This is a genomic window from Roseobacter sp. HKCCA0882 (assembly GCF_037805225.1).
Lineage (GTDB): Bacteria > Pseudomonadota > Alphaproteobacteria > Rhodobacterales > Rhodobacteraceae > M30B80.
The window spans coordinates 1,330,653-1,347,266 of the sequence record NZ_JBBLYI010000001.1; the positions used below are offsets into that span (position 1 = coordinate 1,330,653).

At 45.3% G+C, this 16,614-nt stretch carries 13 protein-coding genes; 2 read left to right on the plus strand and 11 right to left on the minus strand.

Going from position 1 to position 16,614, the window contains the following annotated elements; genetic code table 11:
- Nucleotides 1–9: 9 nt before the first annotated feature.
- From AAC622_RS06815 to AAC622_RS06845, 7 genes are all read right to left on the minus strand, one after another.
- Nucleotides 10–1,179 (minus strand): lysozyme inhibitor LprI family protein, encoded by a 1,170-nt coding sequence (locus AAC622_RS06815; protein WP_340261037.1) that lies wholly within the window; start codon nt 1,177–1,179, stop codon nt 10–12.
- Between the two features lie 61 nt (nt 1,180–1,240).
- The gene (locus tag AAC622_RS06820) at nt 1,241–2,032 is read right to left on the minus strand and encodes a lysozyme inhibitor LprI family protein (protein WP_340261038.1); all 792 of its coding nucleotides are present in this window, start codon (nt 2,030–2,032) and stop codon (nt 1,241–1,243) included.
- A 1-nt stretch (nt 2,033) separates the two neighbouring features.
- Complete coding sequence (locus AAC622_RS06825) at nt 2,034–3,044, minus strand: lysozyme inhibitor LprI family protein (RefSeq protein WP_340261039.1); 1,011 nt, start codon at nt 3,042–3,044, stop codon at nt 2,034–2,036.
- 26 nt (nt 3,045–3,070) lie between these two features.
- Nucleotides 3,071–3,844 (minus strand): lysozyme inhibitor LprI family protein, encoded by a 774-nt coding sequence (locus AAC622_RS06830; RefSeq protein WP_340261041.1) that lies wholly within the window; start codon nt 3,842–3,844, stop codon nt 3,071–3,073.
- A 3-nt stretch (nt 3,845–3,847) separates the two neighbouring features.
- Nucleotides 3,848–5,623: a lysozyme inhibitor LprI family protein gene (locus AAC622_RS06835; RefSeq protein ID WP_340261042.1), complete on the minus strand. Its 1,776-nt coding sequence runs from the start codon at nt 5,621–5,623 to the stop codon at nt 3,848–3,850.
- Between the two features lie 111 nt (nt 5,624–5,734).
- On the minus strand, nt 5,735–6,184 hold the full coding sequence (locus AAC622_RS06840) for a hypothetical protein (protein WP_340261044.1): 450 nt from the start codon (nt 6,182–6,184) through the stop codon (nt 5,735–5,737).
- A complete protein-coding gene (locus AAC622_RS06845; protein ID WP_340261046.1) occupies nt 6,114–11,510 on the minus strand; it encodes a DUF4011 domain-containing protein in 5,397 nt (1,798 codons plus the stop codon). The genes AAC622_RS06840 and AAC622_RS06845 overlap by 71 nt, the downstream gene beginning before the upstream one ends.
- A gap of 158 nt (nt 11,511–11,668) precedes the next feature.
- On the opposite strand from AAC622_RS06845, the gene AAC622_RS06850 reads away from it, so the two are divergent.
- Together AAC622_RS06850 and AAC622_RS06855 are read left to right on the plus strand one after the other, a co-directional pair.
- Nucleotides 11,669–12,793 carry a hypothetical protein gene (locus AAC622_RS06850; RefSeq protein WP_340261047.1) on the plus strand — a complete coding sequence of 375 codons (1,125 nt, stop codon included), beginning with the start codon at nt 11,669–11,671 and terminating at the stop codon, nt 12,791–12,793.
- 77 nt (nt 12,794–12,870) lie between these two features.
- Entirely contained in the window at nt 12,871–13,755 is an 885-nt protein-coding gene (locus AAC622_RS06855) for a hypothetical protein (protein WP_340261048.1), read from the plus strand.
- A gap of 204 nt (nt 13,756–13,959) precedes the next feature.
- On the opposite strand, the gene AAC622_RS06860 is transcribed toward AAC622_RS06855, so the two are convergent.
- Genes AAC622_RS06860 through AAC622_RS06875 form a run of 4 tightly spaced genes read right to left on the minus strand, consistent with a single transcriptional unit; the run spans nt 13,960 to nt 16,522 of the window.
- Entirely contained in the window at nt 13,960–15,099 is a 1,140-nt protein-coding gene (locus tag AAC622_RS06860) for a DUF4424 family protein (protein ID WP_340261049.1), read from the minus strand.
- A gap of 1 nt (nt 15,100) precedes the next feature.
- Nucleotides 15,101–15,766 carry a hypothetical protein gene (locus tag AAC622_RS06865; RefSeq protein WP_340261051.1) on the minus strand — a complete coding sequence of 222 codons (666 nt, stop codon included), beginning with the start codon at nt 15,764–15,766 and terminating at the stop codon, nt 15,101–15,103.
- On the minus strand, nt 15,760–16,221 hold the full coding sequence (locus tag AAC622_RS06870) for a hypothetical protein (protein ID WP_340261053.1): 462 nt from the start codon (nt 16,219–16,221) through the stop codon (nt 15,760–15,762). The genes AAC622_RS06865 and AAC622_RS06870 overlap by 7 nt, the downstream gene beginning before the upstream one ends.
- A gap of 58 nt (nt 16,222–16,279) precedes the next feature.
- On the minus strand, nt 16,280–16,522 hold the full coding sequence (locus tag AAC622_RS06875) for a hypothetical protein (protein WP_340261055.1): 243 nt from the start codon (nt 16,520–16,522) through the stop codon (nt 16,280–16,282).
- Nucleotides 16,523–16,614: the final 92 nt, after the last annotated feature.

A 16,614-nucleotide genomic window follows, 5' to 3' on the forward strand; every position in this document is an offset into this window, starting at 1 on the left:
AGGATCCTATTAATTCGGCAGCCATTGAGTATTGAGAAACTCAGTCCTCTGATCTGTCAGACGGTTGTAGCAATTCATAGCGGAATCTTCAGCGATCCAACCGTACTGTGAATTTATATCAAAGATTAATCCGCAAGAAGACGAACGGTATTGCTCAAAGGCTTCTTGTGTTTCGTTGAGTCGATCTAATTCATCCCCTGAACCTGCTTCTCGTAAGGACAAAGCTCTTGCCTCGAACACATTCCGCATGCTCGCATCGGCGACGCCCATTAAGCACAGTCTAATCGCACCCATGTTGGGAGCTTTCTCGCACTGCTGATAACGAGCATCTCGCTCATCAAAAAAATCACCTTCGAGCTGCAATTCAGATGAAGCAACGAGAGTTTCAAAGTTTTCAATCGAATGATCAAAGTACGCCGCCGAGTAACGCCGATCACTATCCTCACAATCATCAATGAGACTTCTGTTTTCGATCAATTGACCGCCAGACAATCTAAAAAAAGATATACTGGACCAGTCTCCAGCCCCTCCAGCTTTAGTATGAACCACTATTTCACCAGGCATGAGCAATATGCTTGAAAATTCATGATCTGAAATAATATTGGTCCATCCCATGCGGTAATTTCTGGAGTTAAAATCGGCCACACTGCTGTCAAATACATCAACATCGCAAGATGCATCCCCGTCCAAGTTTAGGTCAGCCGTCAGCCAAGGAACAAGTTTTGGATCTTCTGGATCAATGTGAAAAACATACATTAATGCATTCGAGGGTGAGAACGCACTAGAGTTAGTGATGAAATAACTTGAAAATGTTTCAGTTGAAAAATCGTAAAGTTCGACACGATTAATGCTACCAAGCACGAAAGGCCATTCTGCAAGCCTTGTATGATAAGCTTCCCTTATGCAGCTGATTTGAGATCCACATGAATTTCGTACCACAAGCCAATCTCTTTGGGCGCTTGTCTCAACTGGTTTCTCATCTTCGCTCACGATAGTTTCAAAGGCATCGTTCCATGCATACCCCATGATGGTATCAAGCGTGCTTAGTTCTTCATCATTACATATCGCTATTTCGGTATCATTCAGTGCACCTGTGCAGTCAAAACTTGCCGCCAAAATATCATTCGAGGCAACGATCCAAACGAAACAGATTATCAGAAGGGACAGATTCACACGCATATTTATTAAGTCTCCCTCTTTCCGTTTTTATCAACCAATCCCGGTCTACAAGACCTGCTTGTTACGGTACAGGGTAAGGGTCTCCATATAACCCAAATACCTCTGGGCCATTCCATCCACCGCATGGATCATAACCGCTGTTTGCAGCGTCCAAAAGTAAACCCTCGTTCGTTACATCAATGCTGATGACCTCGGCTATACGATTAACCGGCCCAAAATAACTTTCCGACCAGCAACCAACATACCTGGGCCCTAGCGTGCCAAATTCTGCCACAAAATGACCATTGGCAATTACAACCGAGAAGACACGATAGTTGGGCACTTCCTCAACACAATGCCCAGAGCCCTCATCATACCATCCTCTCATGAAATCCGCTTGACACTCTTCGGGACCATCAACTTCTTGTCTAGTGTAATGGGTGGTCACGACCCTGCCATTGGTGCCCGAAAGCTCAGAATAGGACCAGGACAAGTCTTTGATGCGAAGCTTGTATGCTGCCTCTATCTCATAGAAATCTTGAAGATTATTTCGCTCTATAAGCCAAGCTTGTTGCTCGGCTCGCAATTCTTCCGCAGAACGGTAATCATAGTCCAAGAGCACTTCGTCTAAGACAACCGGCAACTCTGTTTCTATTTTACTCAGTAGATCACTGTAGATCACAGCCAACATTAGATCCAAAGCTCGAAGGAACTTGCTTTCATCATTGCATATTGAAAGCTCTGCAAGTGTCACTGCGTCTTCGCACTGGAAACTTGGGGCGCTGACCCGCAAATCATTAGGTTCAGCCAACACGACACACGCTTGGCCCGCCGTAATGATAGAAGCTAGCACTGGCGCAACAAAATTCTTCAACTTATTTCTCCAAAATATCATCCAACAAATCATAAAATGATTGCTCGGAGACTTCAGAGAATGACAGCGGTGGCAAATCAGGCGTGGACAGTTCCACAGCGACACTGTCGTCAACTTCTAGAATAACACCGTTTACTTCTTGAGCCTCTTCGCCGAGATTTTCGAACGTTTGCGTGTAGCGATTTTGGCGGAAATCAATCACCCGATCTTCGAAAAGAAATGTATTTCGCCCCCAACTGGTAAGACTAGATCTTGCTACTGAATACCCTCCGTCTTGCCTGTAAAAATCGTAAGAAAAATTAGACGCTCCCCATCCACCCGCCGATCGCATCTCCGAAATAGTGATAGAGAATGCTGTGGCTGACTGGGCAGTTATACCCACCTCAATCATACGATAAGGGTCATCGACGTATCCAAGCAAATTGGAGTTTACCCCCTCCAGTCGGTTTCCTTGGCGATCGTGAATGCCAAAGAGGTAAAAATAAGGCTTTTCAGAGCGGTACGGATCATATGGGTAATCATATCGCCATAGGATCACAGAATTTGACGAGTTGGGCAGGTTAACCATTGAGGCGATGCGCCATTCACCTGAAACAGAAGTGGCGTCACCAACATTATCGAAGCTGTAGAAAAATTCACTTACACGTTCTTGATAAGCGCTGACGAGGCACAAGAGATCGCTGTAACAGTTTGATTGTACATTTTGGATCCATTGGCGCTGCGTTTCTTGTGTTTCCGAAAAAGTGAAATTTGGAAATTCAATTTCATAGCCCCTATCGTATCCAGAAAACGTGCTAGCAAAATAGTTCGCATCAAGATCCACCTGAGCCTTCAACTGATATAGGGACGCAAGTAGCTCATCTAGCTTCGAGAGCTCAGGGCTCGCACATATAGTACGCTCTGTGTCCGTATTAGCTAATGAACAATCAAAACTAGCAGCATTCGCCTGTACGGCGAAAGACGAGCAACATAGAGCAAGGACAAAGCCCAATGATTTGAATTGTATATTCATTTCAAAACCTGTCCTTTAAAAACGGTCTAACGCCCCACCGCATTATAACATTGGGGTACGATACCCCCTGAGAAATTGACCGCTACAAAGTATAACTTATGGTCCTCAAACTGACGCTTTCTCCAAGAGAAAACTGCGCCACTCTCGAGAGCCGCTACATAGGACGCTGAGACGTCATAGGTCCTACGAAGCAAAGCATTGTTGGGATTAGGCGCAAAATGCAGACCGCCGGCGTTACCTGTGGCCGTCCAGTCGTACCAGCCCCAAACACTTTCACTGAAGCGATTGTCGGGAAGAATGTTGGTCTCCTGAAAGGTTGGCCCACCCTCTTCCCGAGAAAACAAAAGCTCGGAATATACCACCTCATCTGTACCCTGATAGTTTTCACGACAGCGTAGAAAAACACCATCTTCCTCAAGCTCTATCACCTCGACTTCAACACTATCGAGCGAATTCTGCGGCGAGGCCGCAAGATGCAAAAGCTCTGCGATCCTGACACCCATTTCATTGCGCAAACATAAACGATCGGCACAGGCATCACGTTGCGCTAACCAGTTTGTTTGAGAGTCCAGATTGGGGCTGCTTCGTACGAGCTGGTAAGCCTCAGCTAACAGGACATCGAGCGCACCAAGTTCGTCATCACCACAAATCGCAAGCTCTGAGTTTGAAGTAGCTTTACTACAGTCAAAACTAGCAGCTTGTAATGTCCCAGAACAGATTAGGAAAAGAACTAGAAAACCTAAGATCGTTCTCATGGACTTGTTAAGGCCAGACCAATTTAGCTGATTACCATGCTGCATCTCTTAAGCTCCGATCTCATCTCTTAGAGACAATAATGTATTATAAACAAAAGAGGCTGTTCCATCGGCCCGCCTACGTTGCCAGAAGCCATAAGTATCGAAGCCTCTCCAATAAGTGAGATCATAAAGTGGACCATTCACTAGTTTAAATTTTTCACACGGATAAAAACTATTCCGATACAATTCGGAGGGGCTCTCAGTGAAATTGTAAGCTTCCAACAGGTCATCGAGCACTGCTTCAACTTCACTATCTTGGTTCAGAGCCCGGAGTGTCATAATCAATAATGGCCTCGCAATGCCCTCAAATCGCAAATAATCATCTACTAAAGATGCGAAGCGATTGTTGATTGGATTGCGTTCAGGCAAGAAATTTAGTGAGTAGCCGAAGTTACTTGACCAATATTCCATTGGCTCACTGAAACTAGCGTCCGCCTCACTGTCAAATGGAAGATTGTGGTAAAAATTTAAAAGCTTTACGTAACTTAAAGCCAGATCATCCGCCGGACATTCATAATCTTGAAGATCACTTTGTTCGGCCAGTGTGATTGAAGGGCTCTGCCAATAATTAAAGAAATGCCTAGCGGCATCCATCAGATTGAAAACGGGTTCTGATGATAGATCCTCGGTATCACCGTCTTGCCCCCATCCGGTATTCCAAGCCCACATGACTGAACTATCCAATGCCAATGTGCTCTCAGCACATAATTGCTCGCCGTTAGCGGGAAGCCATGTGCGATCAGAAGACCGCCCAGCCGGATATTCGTATAAGCGAACAAGTTCGATACATTCAGGCGTCAATTGAACGGTATCTTTCCGAACAAACTGATAACGGTTGCAGTGCGCTTCTCTGGTGAGAATAGTAGTGTTCGGTCCCAGTTCTTGAGTGTAAGAAAATTCATCAGTGCATGCATCGTACGGAGCATCAAAAGACCTGTATGCAAGGCGGCCCACGGGATCAAACACTAAAATATGCTCATAGGCATCATCTACTTTAGATACCATGATGGAACGTTGATGGATGTCTGAGACTGCTTCAAGAGAAGGCTCCTGTGACAGTGCTGTCCATATTTGATCATACTGCTGGCCAATCCATAACGCTGTTAAGCTCATTAACCGGCTATGATACGTTTGTGACAAACAGGATATATCGTCAGCACAGTCATTCCTTACATTAAGCCAACGACGCTGATCGTTCACAATATCGGCATTCTCATCAGCCAAAAGGTTGGCGTCGTTAATGTGAAGAGTTGTCCGATAAACCAGTGCTAGTAGCCTATCCAAGTTAGATAGCGCATAGTCATTGCAAATAGACGTTTCTGCTTGGTTGTTTGCTGCAGCGCATTCAAAGCTGGCAACAGGTTTGTCGTCCTCCGCAACAGACGAGGCAATTACGGGTGAAACCACACCAGACAAATCACACATTGCCCCATGGTATGCAGTACACCCGTTGCCTTGTTCAATGCGATACCCACCGTTGATCAAGGGCCAAAGTTCGAATTCGCATTCAGGTGCCAGCAAGCGACCTCTGGGGTTTGGATCTGTGAGGGAGATATGATCGGAATGACGAGTTACTACCCCCCAGAATTCGCCCAGACAGCGCTCAGATCCAATAATAATTCTCGCTCTGTTTTGACCAAGCCGAAGTGACAGAGTTTCGTCAGTGTCTCCACCGTAATATGTTTGCCACTCATGTTGATTGGCCGCTGCCTGTGGCGCACCAAAGAGCACTAATGACAGTACGAAAAAAATCGCTGTCGGGTTTAGCCTGCTTGACCACATGTAACACCTTTGACCTAACAGTATTTCGTTCTGGGAGCGTTAAAGAAACTTCAATTCCTAGACATGCTGTTCTTTAGAGTAACCTATGTCAAACATCCTAACCAAAATATCTCAGATAGAACGGGTGCACCTCAACTCGAAGCTTTCAAAGTAAATTTCAGAATTCGGATCAAAAGCTATGGAATTGATAGCAAGGCGACCCGTTCTGCGCTCGATTAACCCGACATTCATTTCAGTACCTGATGCTGAGGTTATGCCCTCAAACATAAATCCGATAAAATTTTCAGACCAAAGATTAGTTGTGATGGAACCACCATCCAGCAAAAATGGGGACCCCTCTGGCAATGAGATTGCCTGCGATTCATTATTCAACTGAAATTGAATGACATATCCTTCGCCATCAGTGCAGTTGATCCAAAAAGTATCGGCGTATGCAGGGGCAGGATTAAAATGCCAAAAACCAACAAAGCTAATAATGAGCTTAAGTGCTCTAATTTGCTTCAAGCTCAACAATCTGAACACGGATATCTTGTGTGCCAATACTGTAGGTGATGATGTCATCCAAACCTTCTCCTTCAAGTGCTTCGCCCAAAGGACTATCAACGCCCACTGACTTGTAACCATCAATTTCAAATTGAGGATCGTTTGTTCTTTTCTGAAACCAGAATTTACTGACCACACCAGCCCTCGGACCATCAAGGTATCTTACCTTAAACTTAGTACCAATTTCGATTACGGAAGCATCTTGCGCTTGAGGTTCAGATGTGAGGTCTTTTGTTTCAGATAATTGGACAACTTCCTCACCTAAGATCCGCACATCCTCAATAATTTCACAAGGCTCTGGATCAACGACTTCGGGCATATCTTTCGTCAGCTCAGAAAGCCGTTGCGACAGATATTCTTTCAGTTTTTCTCTACAATTCAGAGTGTCCCTGAACCAATCTGTTGACCAAATTCTATATAATTTCCAACCAAGGCGGTTCAGGACTTCTTCTCGCAAGCGATCCCGATCACGGGCGCTTTTTGAACTGTGATAAGTCGCTCCATCACACTCAATACCGCAAATATAACCGTATGGATAACTCGGATGTTTCACCCCGATATCAATGTAGTACGAAGAAACACCAACCTGAGGCACAGTCTCATAACCTAAAGACTGGACAACCTCTATAACATGATCCTCGAAGGGACTATCTGTATAACCGGAGCGTTCATGGTTTTGAGGCTTCTCACCCAAACGCTTTGTTGCTGAAAATTCCAACCAACGACGTAGCAAAGTCGCACCTTCATTGGTCGCAGAAGGATTAAAGTCGGCCATAGGTATGGAAGAGAACGTAACAATCTGTTCTTTAGCACGAGAGAACAGAACATTAAGACGGCGCTTGCCGGCCGGGCCATTAATCGGCCCAAAGCGTTGATAAAACCGACCTTGTGGATCTCGACCATATACAGTGCCCACAAAAATAACATCTCTTTCATCTCCTTGAACGTTTTCAAGGTTTTTAACGAAAAAGCGTTCCAAACCGCCTCGAGCAGTTGCCCAATGGTCGAGATAATCGGCAACTTTTTTATTTGTGTCTGCTGCTCTAAGAACTAGGGCGTCCAATTGCTCCATTTGGCTTTGGTTCATCACAGCAACACCGAGAGATCGCTCAGGCGTATCCTTCATGAATTGCACTATCGCATCTAACATCACTTGAGCTTCAGCCGGATTAATTCCTTTTTGAAAGGTGCCGTTTACCTCAACCAAACTAATCCCAAGACCCTTCACGGTAGGCATCGGTGAAGGGAAAATTACCAACTCGTTGTCGTAAACATAATGGTTAGAGAATGAGATTAAGTCCTCATGCTTAGACCGATAGTGCCACAACAAGCGGTGCTTGGGATGGAATTGCATATTTGCCAACTCAAGAATGGATTCCTCAGTTGTGCTGATGTCTTCATCCTCTTCCTCATCAACAGAGAGGCCTTTGAAGAAGTTGGTAGGAGGAAGTTGGTTTGTATCGCCAGCGATAAGAGTGTTTTTACCTCGAACCAGAGCAGATATTGAATTTTCGGGTGTCATTTGCGACGCCTCGTCAATGATCACCAAATCAAACATACTTTTACGAGGTAGATTTTGAGCGACTGCCGAAGGAACCATCATCCAACAAGGGAACATCTCGATCAGAGCATTGCGTGCCCGCTTTAATACCTTTCTAGGTGGAGTTCTGCGTTGTTTTTGCAGCTCATGTTCTAATAGCGACAACTCTGTGTACTCAGATTTTTTACCCCTAGAATTTCCACGGGGGATCCGAGCATTTTCAATGGCTTTTGAAGAAACTTCTCCACTAGAAATCTTTATTATCTGCTTGTCCAGTTCCTTTATCTTCTGGCGAGCCGCAGAAAGGGATGTGCCATCAAACATCATCAGGCTGGCACCAAATTCTTTCTGAACACGCCTCCTAAGCGCAGCAATGATTGATGACCTGGCGAGATCAATAATGCTGGCCTGCGGATTTAACTCATCAATTTTTCTGAGCAAATCATCCAGGCCATAACGGTTTGCCTCTTGATAAATCGAGCGCCTCACTGTGAGACTGTTTAATCCGTGAGTGTCCTCACGGTGAGCTCTTAGGTTGTTCAAAATCTCGACGAAATCCAGTGCTGAAACATCTGTCTCTGTGACGCCAAATTTTGCCTTCAAGAGCGCAGCATAACTCTCCGAAATTTCTTCAAAAGAAGTAATCAAACTCTCTGCCATCGATAAAACATGGCCACAATCAGGATTAAACAATACTTGCACAGCAGGAACGGGCAGTAAGGAGTACTTCCGTGACGCATCTAATTGCAAACTAAGCTTTTTATCATCGTCAAAACTTTGACCAAGAGCTTCTATCAAATCCTCTCTCTGCGCAAACAAGTCATGCGCTGCGTCACAAGCCTCAGGTAGATTTGATAGCCTTGATAGCTGTGTAAGATTGAGACTAATTAGCAGGGTCTCAGCCGCTACCAGGTCATCGTAATCACCTTCGAGTGCTGCAATTTGATTAGAAGTCTCTTCAATTAAAACGTCTAACTCACTCCAGTCTTCAACGGTCAAGCTCAGATCGTCCATAAGGTTGATAGCTTCGAACGTTGTATCGGAATTAAGGAGCTTCAGCGACGCAGTTTCTGACAGGCCTACAAATTCATTGGCGGACTGAAGGGCGTCAATCGATTGCAATAATTGGTCGAGTTGCGTGGCTGTTGAAGCACCAAAGTCGGTAACGTGGCTCGACAAACCAAGTGCTTCCCATTGCTTCGCAATGTCAATGACGTCGCCAAGCTTTCGCAGCATGACCGGTATTTTGTCCGTTGAACGAACCGAGTTTAACAAGCGTGTCAGCTCAGATTTAGAACGTTTCACATCCTTTGACAGGAATGAAAAAACACCAGCGTTTTCAAGAATTCCTTGGAGTTCCATTAATGTTGAGCGAGACGGGAAAGTGCTCACTGCAAATTCCTGCACCGCCAATCTATGAATTGACTTAGCTTTTCTAACTTCATCTTTAGCTAGGCCGAGCCCTACTTCCTGTATGTAAGACAGGAAGAAATTGGGATCACGCATACTTTTCACAATAGCGCTGTAGGCCTGAACATGCTTCGCAGTAAGGCTAGCGGATATCGACGCAGTTAGATCACGCCCAAGCCCTAGTAATCTCTTCGACTTGGCCAAACGTTCAATAAGCTCTTCTTTTGCTCTATCAACAAAACCGACAGAAACTTCTTCAAGGTCACTACTTGCGGAGTTTTTGGCAAATTTTCGAATTTGTACGTTAGACGCACTCAACAATTTTAATTCCGAGCTGGACAGCTGTAATGTGCTTGTTGTCCGTTTCAGCTCTTCGTTGATATTGTGCAATTGCTCCAAATCTTGAGCAACCGTTTCGTGGCCCGAAATTGCAACGAGCGTGTGATACTCCCGCAGTTCAAGATCGCTCGAAACTTCACGTACAAGCCTCGAAATTTCTGAGAGGGTGTTGTCCAAAAATGCCAGCAGCAAAGCAGAGCTATTTTGGTCCAAAGCAGAAATAGCTTTATCGACAGTCAAAATTGCGTCGCTGGCATTTTCTAAAGCGTTAATGGCGACTTGAACTTCAAGTGATAGGGCAGACGCATCCTTCCAAACACTGCCTTGCGGCATGCCGGTCTGGCTTAGCCTAGTGTACCATTCCGCTACATTACGTGCAAAAACGTCAATGTCCTGCGGTGTATAGTCCTCAACCATTTTTTCTGGTGAAATTTCGACGCCAAGCAACTCGATGGGTAGATCTCTGACGCCATCAGCTCCAGATACCGCCAGACCTAAAAGTTGATGAACGCACATACCTGTTCTCGGTACAGGCTGAGTTAAAAGGTCAATGTACTCAGACAACCGGTTACGGTGAGCTTCATATTGAAGCTTCAGATTCTGCAGATCTCGAGATTGACCGTAAGAACGGAGCTTTAATCGATTTTCAACGGCTTCATAAAACTCGTCAGTACCTCCATGCCCCCCCATCAATGGAAGAACAAATTGGTCTAAATTAAGAGACTGCAGGCGAGAAAGTACAACCTCCAAAGCCGTTACCTTCTGGGCGACAAATAGCACTTTTTTGCCCGAAAAAATTGCATTTGCAATTGCATTAACAATCGTTTGGCTTTTACCCGAGCCCGGGGGGCCCTCCAAAGCCACATTCTCATTGTTTGCCACTTTCAAGAGCGAAATAAATTGGGATGAGTCAGCGTCCATCACGATATGCGGAACCAACTGGCTGCCAACTTGCGACTCGACATCAGCTTCCGAGAACTCACTCATCCCAGAGCTATCGCCTCGGTCTTTCCCCACCATCAGCTCAGAAACAATCGGGAATTCGGAAAAATCACACGTTTCAGTTTCGAGGTCGTAGTAGAGCTCAATACCTTGGAACGGATAAATTCCGAATGATGCTTCACGCAACACATTCCAATGCATATTCTTTGGCTTTAAGTCCGCCATCGCTCCAAAAAATCTTTCAATATCAATACGGTCAGCATCAACCAAAGACTTTATGTCTGAAAGATCCAGTTTTGCTTCAACTGTAAGCTTATGCTCTAGAGACGGATTGAAGAGAGGGTCCGATAACTTTGTAACGGTATAGGTTTCTCCGCTCGATGACTTGGATTTCGTCAGCTTTACCGGAAGCAGCAGAAGCGGTGACTTAAATTCGTCTTGTTTCTCAGCGTTCGGCAAAGTCCATTTCACGTACCCCAGGACTAGATATACTACGTCCAGTCCCCGCTCTTCTTGATACATTCGGGCCTTACTAAGAATCCTTGAAAGCCTCGACTGAAAGGTTTTTGGCATCAAAAGGGTTTGGAGATCGCTATCCTCATGGCGATCGTCACCAGTATCGACCGATGGGTCAGGCAATGCACTTGAGGGGTCAATGCCATGTGATTTGGCATGATTAATTAAATCGGAGAACTGCTCAGATTTGGGACGTGGTGGCATTTCGAGCCACTCTCGAACTCTGTCTTTCAGAACACGATCAGCGTGCTCCTGCTTGTCAAAGGCCTTCTCGTCATATTCAAAATCAATTTTCTCAATTGTATTGAGGTAGTCTTCATCAGTTGCCTGAGCAGTTTGAAAAGCATTTTTGAATTCAGTTGTATCCTCGTCAGGTGGATCAATGTCTACTGGCGGCAAAGGCACAAGCCGCATTGCTCGCCCTTCTTGCACCACATAATCAAAAATACTTTGAGGCTTCTCGTCTACTATCCTTACAAACGAGGCGGATCGAGCGTTGAGAACGTTGTTTACCAGTGGATTGCGCCGAGAAGTATCCTGCAACTTAGGACGCAATGCCTCAATGCGCTCGTTAATCAAACTTGAAAACTCGTTCACGAGGATAAGCCTTTGATCTAAATTTAATAGCCTATAAGGGTATATACCCAGCCTCGAGCGTAACAAACATTAGCATTCTTGCAAGTACAGGAAATCAGAAAAATGGTAGATTTGATTGGTGCAAGCGTATTAGTCTGGTCTGGGTTTGGTAGTTTTAAGTGCTTATGGTAACGTCAAAAAAAATAGTTGGTTTTGTTGTTTTCGTGGCGGTATTGGCGCTAGCGCCGGCCTCATTTGGGCAAACAGACGTTAATAATTTAACAGGTGTCGGAACCGCCATTTCTGCAGGGTATGAAGTAAGTAATTGCAGGGCAATAACGCACAGCACGAACATAACGGTGTGTGATACATCCGATAGCACGTTGCCATTGGGCTCAGTACTAGTAAACCAAAACTCAGGCGTAACTTGTGTTCTTAACGCTCGCTCCATCCCAATATGGGGACATGCTCGCAATGATGCCTTTGATTTTACGGAACTCATGGCGCAATGTGACGAGCTCTCCTCATCGATCCAAAATGTGGCAACAGAAGACCCTGGCCCTGTAGTATCGGTGGATGCATTTCCCGAGTTTAGATACACCGCAACCAGCTCACTGCCCACGAAAGATAGAGAATTTACCCCGTATGTATGTGACCATCAGACCTATCCAGTCACGGCCGAAGGGCAGGCAGTGGCTGAGCACGGCTGGGCCGTCCTATCTGAAATAGCAATATCAAAATATACTCTAGTTTCATTCGCTGGGAAACTAGAGCGATTTACAAATTCGATCTGTCACATCAGCGAGGGAAACATTGCTATTTTTGAAGATCAACTACTCACTGGGATCATTTACACTGCCAAAGCGGAGGACGAATTAATCTCTTGGTTGGATATCCAGGAAGGGGGAAGGGTTAGGATATTTAACGGTGCAGGCATTCATAGCCCAATCGCCGATCTAGTAATCCGTCCCGGCTCCATATCGTTGGAACCGATTGCCAACTATACATCATACTGCTCAGGACAAGAATTAGTTCCAAACATTTATGGAATGGATATCCGTGAGGCCCGTTTGCATCTTTTTGAATCCGGATGGTCACCAACACTCCCAGAAGATGATATCGAACAACGTTTTTTTGTATCCTCGCCGTATAGTGAGGGAATTTTTGAAACTCAGGGGTGCTCTGGAACGGGGGTTAATTATTGCGGTTACGCCTACCAGAATTTGGGAGCAGAATTGAACGTAACCAGCGCCGGAGAAATAGCGTTTTTTGTAGTGAATTTTGACGTCACTTGCCCCGATTGACGTGCTTACCAACTCGACTATCGTCGAATATATATTCTCAAGCTGTAGAGTTTAATCGTATGATACGGAGGAAACTCGTGACCTGCTTCTATAAAAAAAATAATCAGCAGCGTTTCAGCCGCCATGCAATTTGCATATTAGCGCTATTAACCCTTCCTTTTCTTACGATGTCATGCGTCAGCCATGTCCGAATAGACTGCTCAGACCCTACTGATAGCTCGGAACAGGCACTGTGTGAGCGTAGCGTCAGTTCAGGTGGTGATGATGTGATGAGCGCAGTGTACTTTGCCACTATCAATCTCATTGATGAGCGACATTTATCGTTAAATCGCTGGGACGTGGTTGCGCAGCAACAAGCTTGGGTTCAGGAAAAAGAGAGCTGTGATGAAGATTACAGGTGCTTGAACCGTGTTTATAAAAGTAGATTGGAAGTGTTGACTGCCGAGTGGCGAGGTCAGTCATTTGACGCTATCGGCTTGGCATTAGAGCGAGCGGACCAGGGACAGATAGAGTCGGATCGGCTTCAAAGATTTATTTTGTTTGGATACGCCTCAGGCAATCATGCTACGTCAGTACCCTTTTATGATAATCTGTTAATTTTCGATGATCAGGCTCAGTTCATAAGCGCAGATTTTAATCCAAATTATTGGGGAAATGATCTTTATGGGACCTCTCGTCCTCCATACCCGACACCCAACCTGTACCGGATGAATGATCCTTTTGGTCCGATTGAACCGGGTTTTGATGAGTTGTCGATCGAGCAAATCGGAGGGACCCACTACACAATGGGCTATCAAAGTTTCCGAGTGGAACCTGATTGCATAAGACTGGTTTCGTGGGACGGTGGTGTGAGAGATGATGTTGGCGGGGAGCCCACAAATAAAATTTGTCTGGAAGACTACGACAGCAGCATACATGAGCTTGTTGAAGATTGGATCATATCGCTTGAACCCACGCAGTGATCTGGAGCTGTGCTAAAGCAACCTGATCGACAGGACCTTGGAAAATTAGTGTAGAGAATTGATCATGCATAGGTGCTGAAAACCTCTGCTGCGCTAATTCGCCAGTCAAACGAGACTGCAAATACTCACTGCACAAGAAAACGACAGTCTAGGATGTGCTGCTGCCCTGCGCATAAAACAATGCAGCTTTCAGGGTGCTTGCTATTACCACCGGACAAGTGAGTTGAAACGGATGTGTAAGTTTTGCGTAGGGACGAAATCGTCAGCTTCGAACACCAATGACGTGTCTGATACCCGTTGAAGTCCATTAAAACAGGTATTGACTATTTCACGCTCATCAGTGGTAACCTCAAGACGAAAGTGTCCAATTGAGCCGCTCCAGTTGCTCCCCGTTACGAGTACATAAGACAACCAATTGTCTGAAAGTGCCCAGGCAGAAGCGTCCGCATGAGATGGTCGCCCTTCAATTTCCATATCTTGCCAACTCTGAATCGCTGAATTGTATTCAGTTAGGCTCACACACCGAAACTGTCCGAAAAATTCGCCTTCGTCTTCAGCCTCAAGCACCCAATCAGCGTCAGAACGCAATGATGGTGGTTCGTCCCACACCTTCCAAGGCACTCCACTACCGACATCAGGCCGGTATTCATGGACAACTTTCGTGAGGCTGTTGGCAGGAAAAACTTGGTTGCGCATAATTGAAACATAGTCTTCTGCGTTAACCCACTCAGTGTTTTCAAAGGGGCTCACCTGCTGAATGACTGGCTCTATGGAACAACCACTTTCTTGCTCTATGACACTTAGCTCGGAGACACGAAATTCGTCCGCATCACTTAACTTAGGAATATTTGTTGAGCAGTCAGAATTATCAAATACAGCCTGACCGCTAACACTAGTGAAGCAGTAGCCATATCGATTAAAAATCTCATTTCTTTCGAACCAAAGGCTCCTACATACGTCTCCCTGCTGAACGTTTGAACCAACATAAGGGAACCAACTGATCTCTTCGCCGTTCACCCAAGTTTGAAACTGTAGACGGCTGATGCATTCATGAACGGCAATCTCTTCCCCCCATTCGGAACAGTCTAGTTGGATAGGGAACGCAATTTGGATTTCAACATCTGCGAAGTGAGTATTTTCATAGGTGTACTCAACTCTGATCAAATCTTCCGAGATGAACAAATCCTCAGACTGAATTCTAATGTGCTCGTTCTGTAAAAACTCCAAACCGCCGGTCGCAGTACGGCCTCCCTCACTGTCATTTGCCGACGCAGAGGTGGCCACAGCAATAGAAATTCCGACACAGATTAATGCGTATAAATAGGAGACTGCGGCTCGCCTCATTTTACCTACTTTCCGTAAAAATATTAGAAATGCGTTGAATGGTTAGATCAATATGACAGGTCACAAAAATCGTGCCGCTTATTGATCCTTGCCATTGAGCAGCCATCCACTCGCATTCGCTATCTCGATATTCATTCCATAGATTAGAGTTTTGAGAATTACTCAATTCGGTTTCGACGGCCTCAATTGTTCTGAGAGCCTTGAGATGCGCACTCCGACATATACCAATTGATAATGTTGATTGGTTATCGGTTGTCTCACACGCTGAGACTTCATTGGCACGCACGCTATCAGCGCAATCTCTGAAATAATTAGTGGTGCCATATTCGGTGAACAAACAGTTATTCATGGCATTCATAAATCGTAAATACTCAAGCTGAGTCTCAAAGCTAACGCCGTCTGAGAAACGCTCCTCGCTGTCGATCCATTTTAATTGTTCAGCTTGGATTTCGGGAAAATAACGAGAGGAGCGATCCAAGAGTTGCCATTGTTCGCCAATCATATCATCCAGATGCGATAGGTGTTCGCTACTGCAGATTGTCAACTCAGCTTGCGTTGTTGCTTTCTGACAATCAAAGCTTGCAGAATTTGCAGGTAGCGTAAGAATGAAAAAAATTAGTGATGATGCGATAAGTATTTGAGCACGGGTGACGTCGATTTCTACCATGTCTCAGTCGCCCCCTCGTTAATGAAAATCATACCTTCGTTCAAATGCACTGAGTACTCTGTCTGACTTAGGTACGTCCCTGCCAGGGCATCATCAGTAAAAATTACAGAATATTGTCTGTCACCTGAAGGTGATACTTCAAACGAATAGTACCACTCATCTTCTATGGTAATCTCTAACTTGGTGTTTGAGATTTCGATTTGTAACCTTGGTGTTGCGTCCTCTGCAAACTGGCTAATGATTACTTCTAAAATACCATTTGGAGCCTTGTTACCCCATCTGGTTCCGCAAGGTTGACCTAATGAACTTGAGAACGAGCATATCGGCCATTTTTGAAGGATCAGTAATGGCGTAAAACTTAGATCAGAGGGATTTTCTACACTGACCGATGACTCGTTGGCATAGCTCGTGCTCATTGAAATAATGACCGCAGCGACACAGACGATCGACTTCATGTTGAGCCCCTCATAATTTGGCGGACCGGGATCTTTGGTACGGTTGTATAGCACCAGCCTACTCACGCCAATGCTGCCAACCCAGCACAACCCTCAGCCACATCCTTGAGTTATAATCGTCTTGTTCAAGCAACAGGTCAGTCATCTCAGCTAGGTCGTCATCTGAACACGCATTAACGTTCGTGCAGACGCTGTATTCCTCAGCCATACTGGCAAGGATCATCGTGCCATCGTCATGCAGCTTCGAAATAGTGAAGAGGCAGGCTGCGAAGGCAGCTATCAGGGCGAGGAGGAGTTTCACACTATATCATCCTCGCTTGTAACCCACGCTCAGGTTATGGTCAGTCTCACAGGTATCGCCAGAACAGCATTCGAAAATGTTGGATTTGCATA

What these genes read in the sequence shown, in the direction of transcription:
- AAC622_RS06815 (WP_340261037.1), bottom strand. Translation starts at nt 1,179, where the DNA reads ATGCGTGTGAATCTGTCCCTTCTGATAATCTGTTTCGTTTGGATCGTT.
- AAC622_RS06825 (WP_340261039.1), bottom strand. Translation starts at nt 3,044, where the DNA reads ATGAATATACAATTCAAATCATTGGGCTTTGTCCTTGCTCTATGTTGC.
- AAC622_RS06830 (WP_340261041.1), bottom strand. Translation starts at nt 3,844, where the DNA reads ATGCAGCATGGTAATCAGCTAAATTGGTCTGGCCTTAACAAGTCCATG.
- AAC622_RS06835 (WP_340261042.1), bottom strand. Translation starts at nt 5,623, where the DNA reads ATGTGGTCAAGCAGGCTAAACCCGACAGCGATTTTTTTCGTACTGTCA.
- AAC622_RS06840 (WP_340261044.1), bottom strand. Translation starts at nt 6,184, where the DNA reads ATGACATCATCACCTACAGTATTGGCACACAAGATATCCGTGTTCAGA.
- AAC622_RS06860 (WP_340261049.1), bottom strand. Translation starts at nt 15,099, where the DNA reads ATGAGGCGAGCCGCAGTCTCCTATTTATACGCATTAATCTGTGTCGGA.
- AAC622_RS06865 (WP_340261051.1), bottom strand. Translation starts at nt 15,766, where the DNA reads ATGGTAGAAATCGACGTCACCCGTGCTCAAATACTTATCGCATCATCA.
- AAC622_RS06870 (WP_340261053.1), bottom strand. Translation starts at nt 16,221, where the DNA reads ATGAAGTCGATCGTCTGTGTCGCTGCGGTCATTATTTCAATGAGCACG.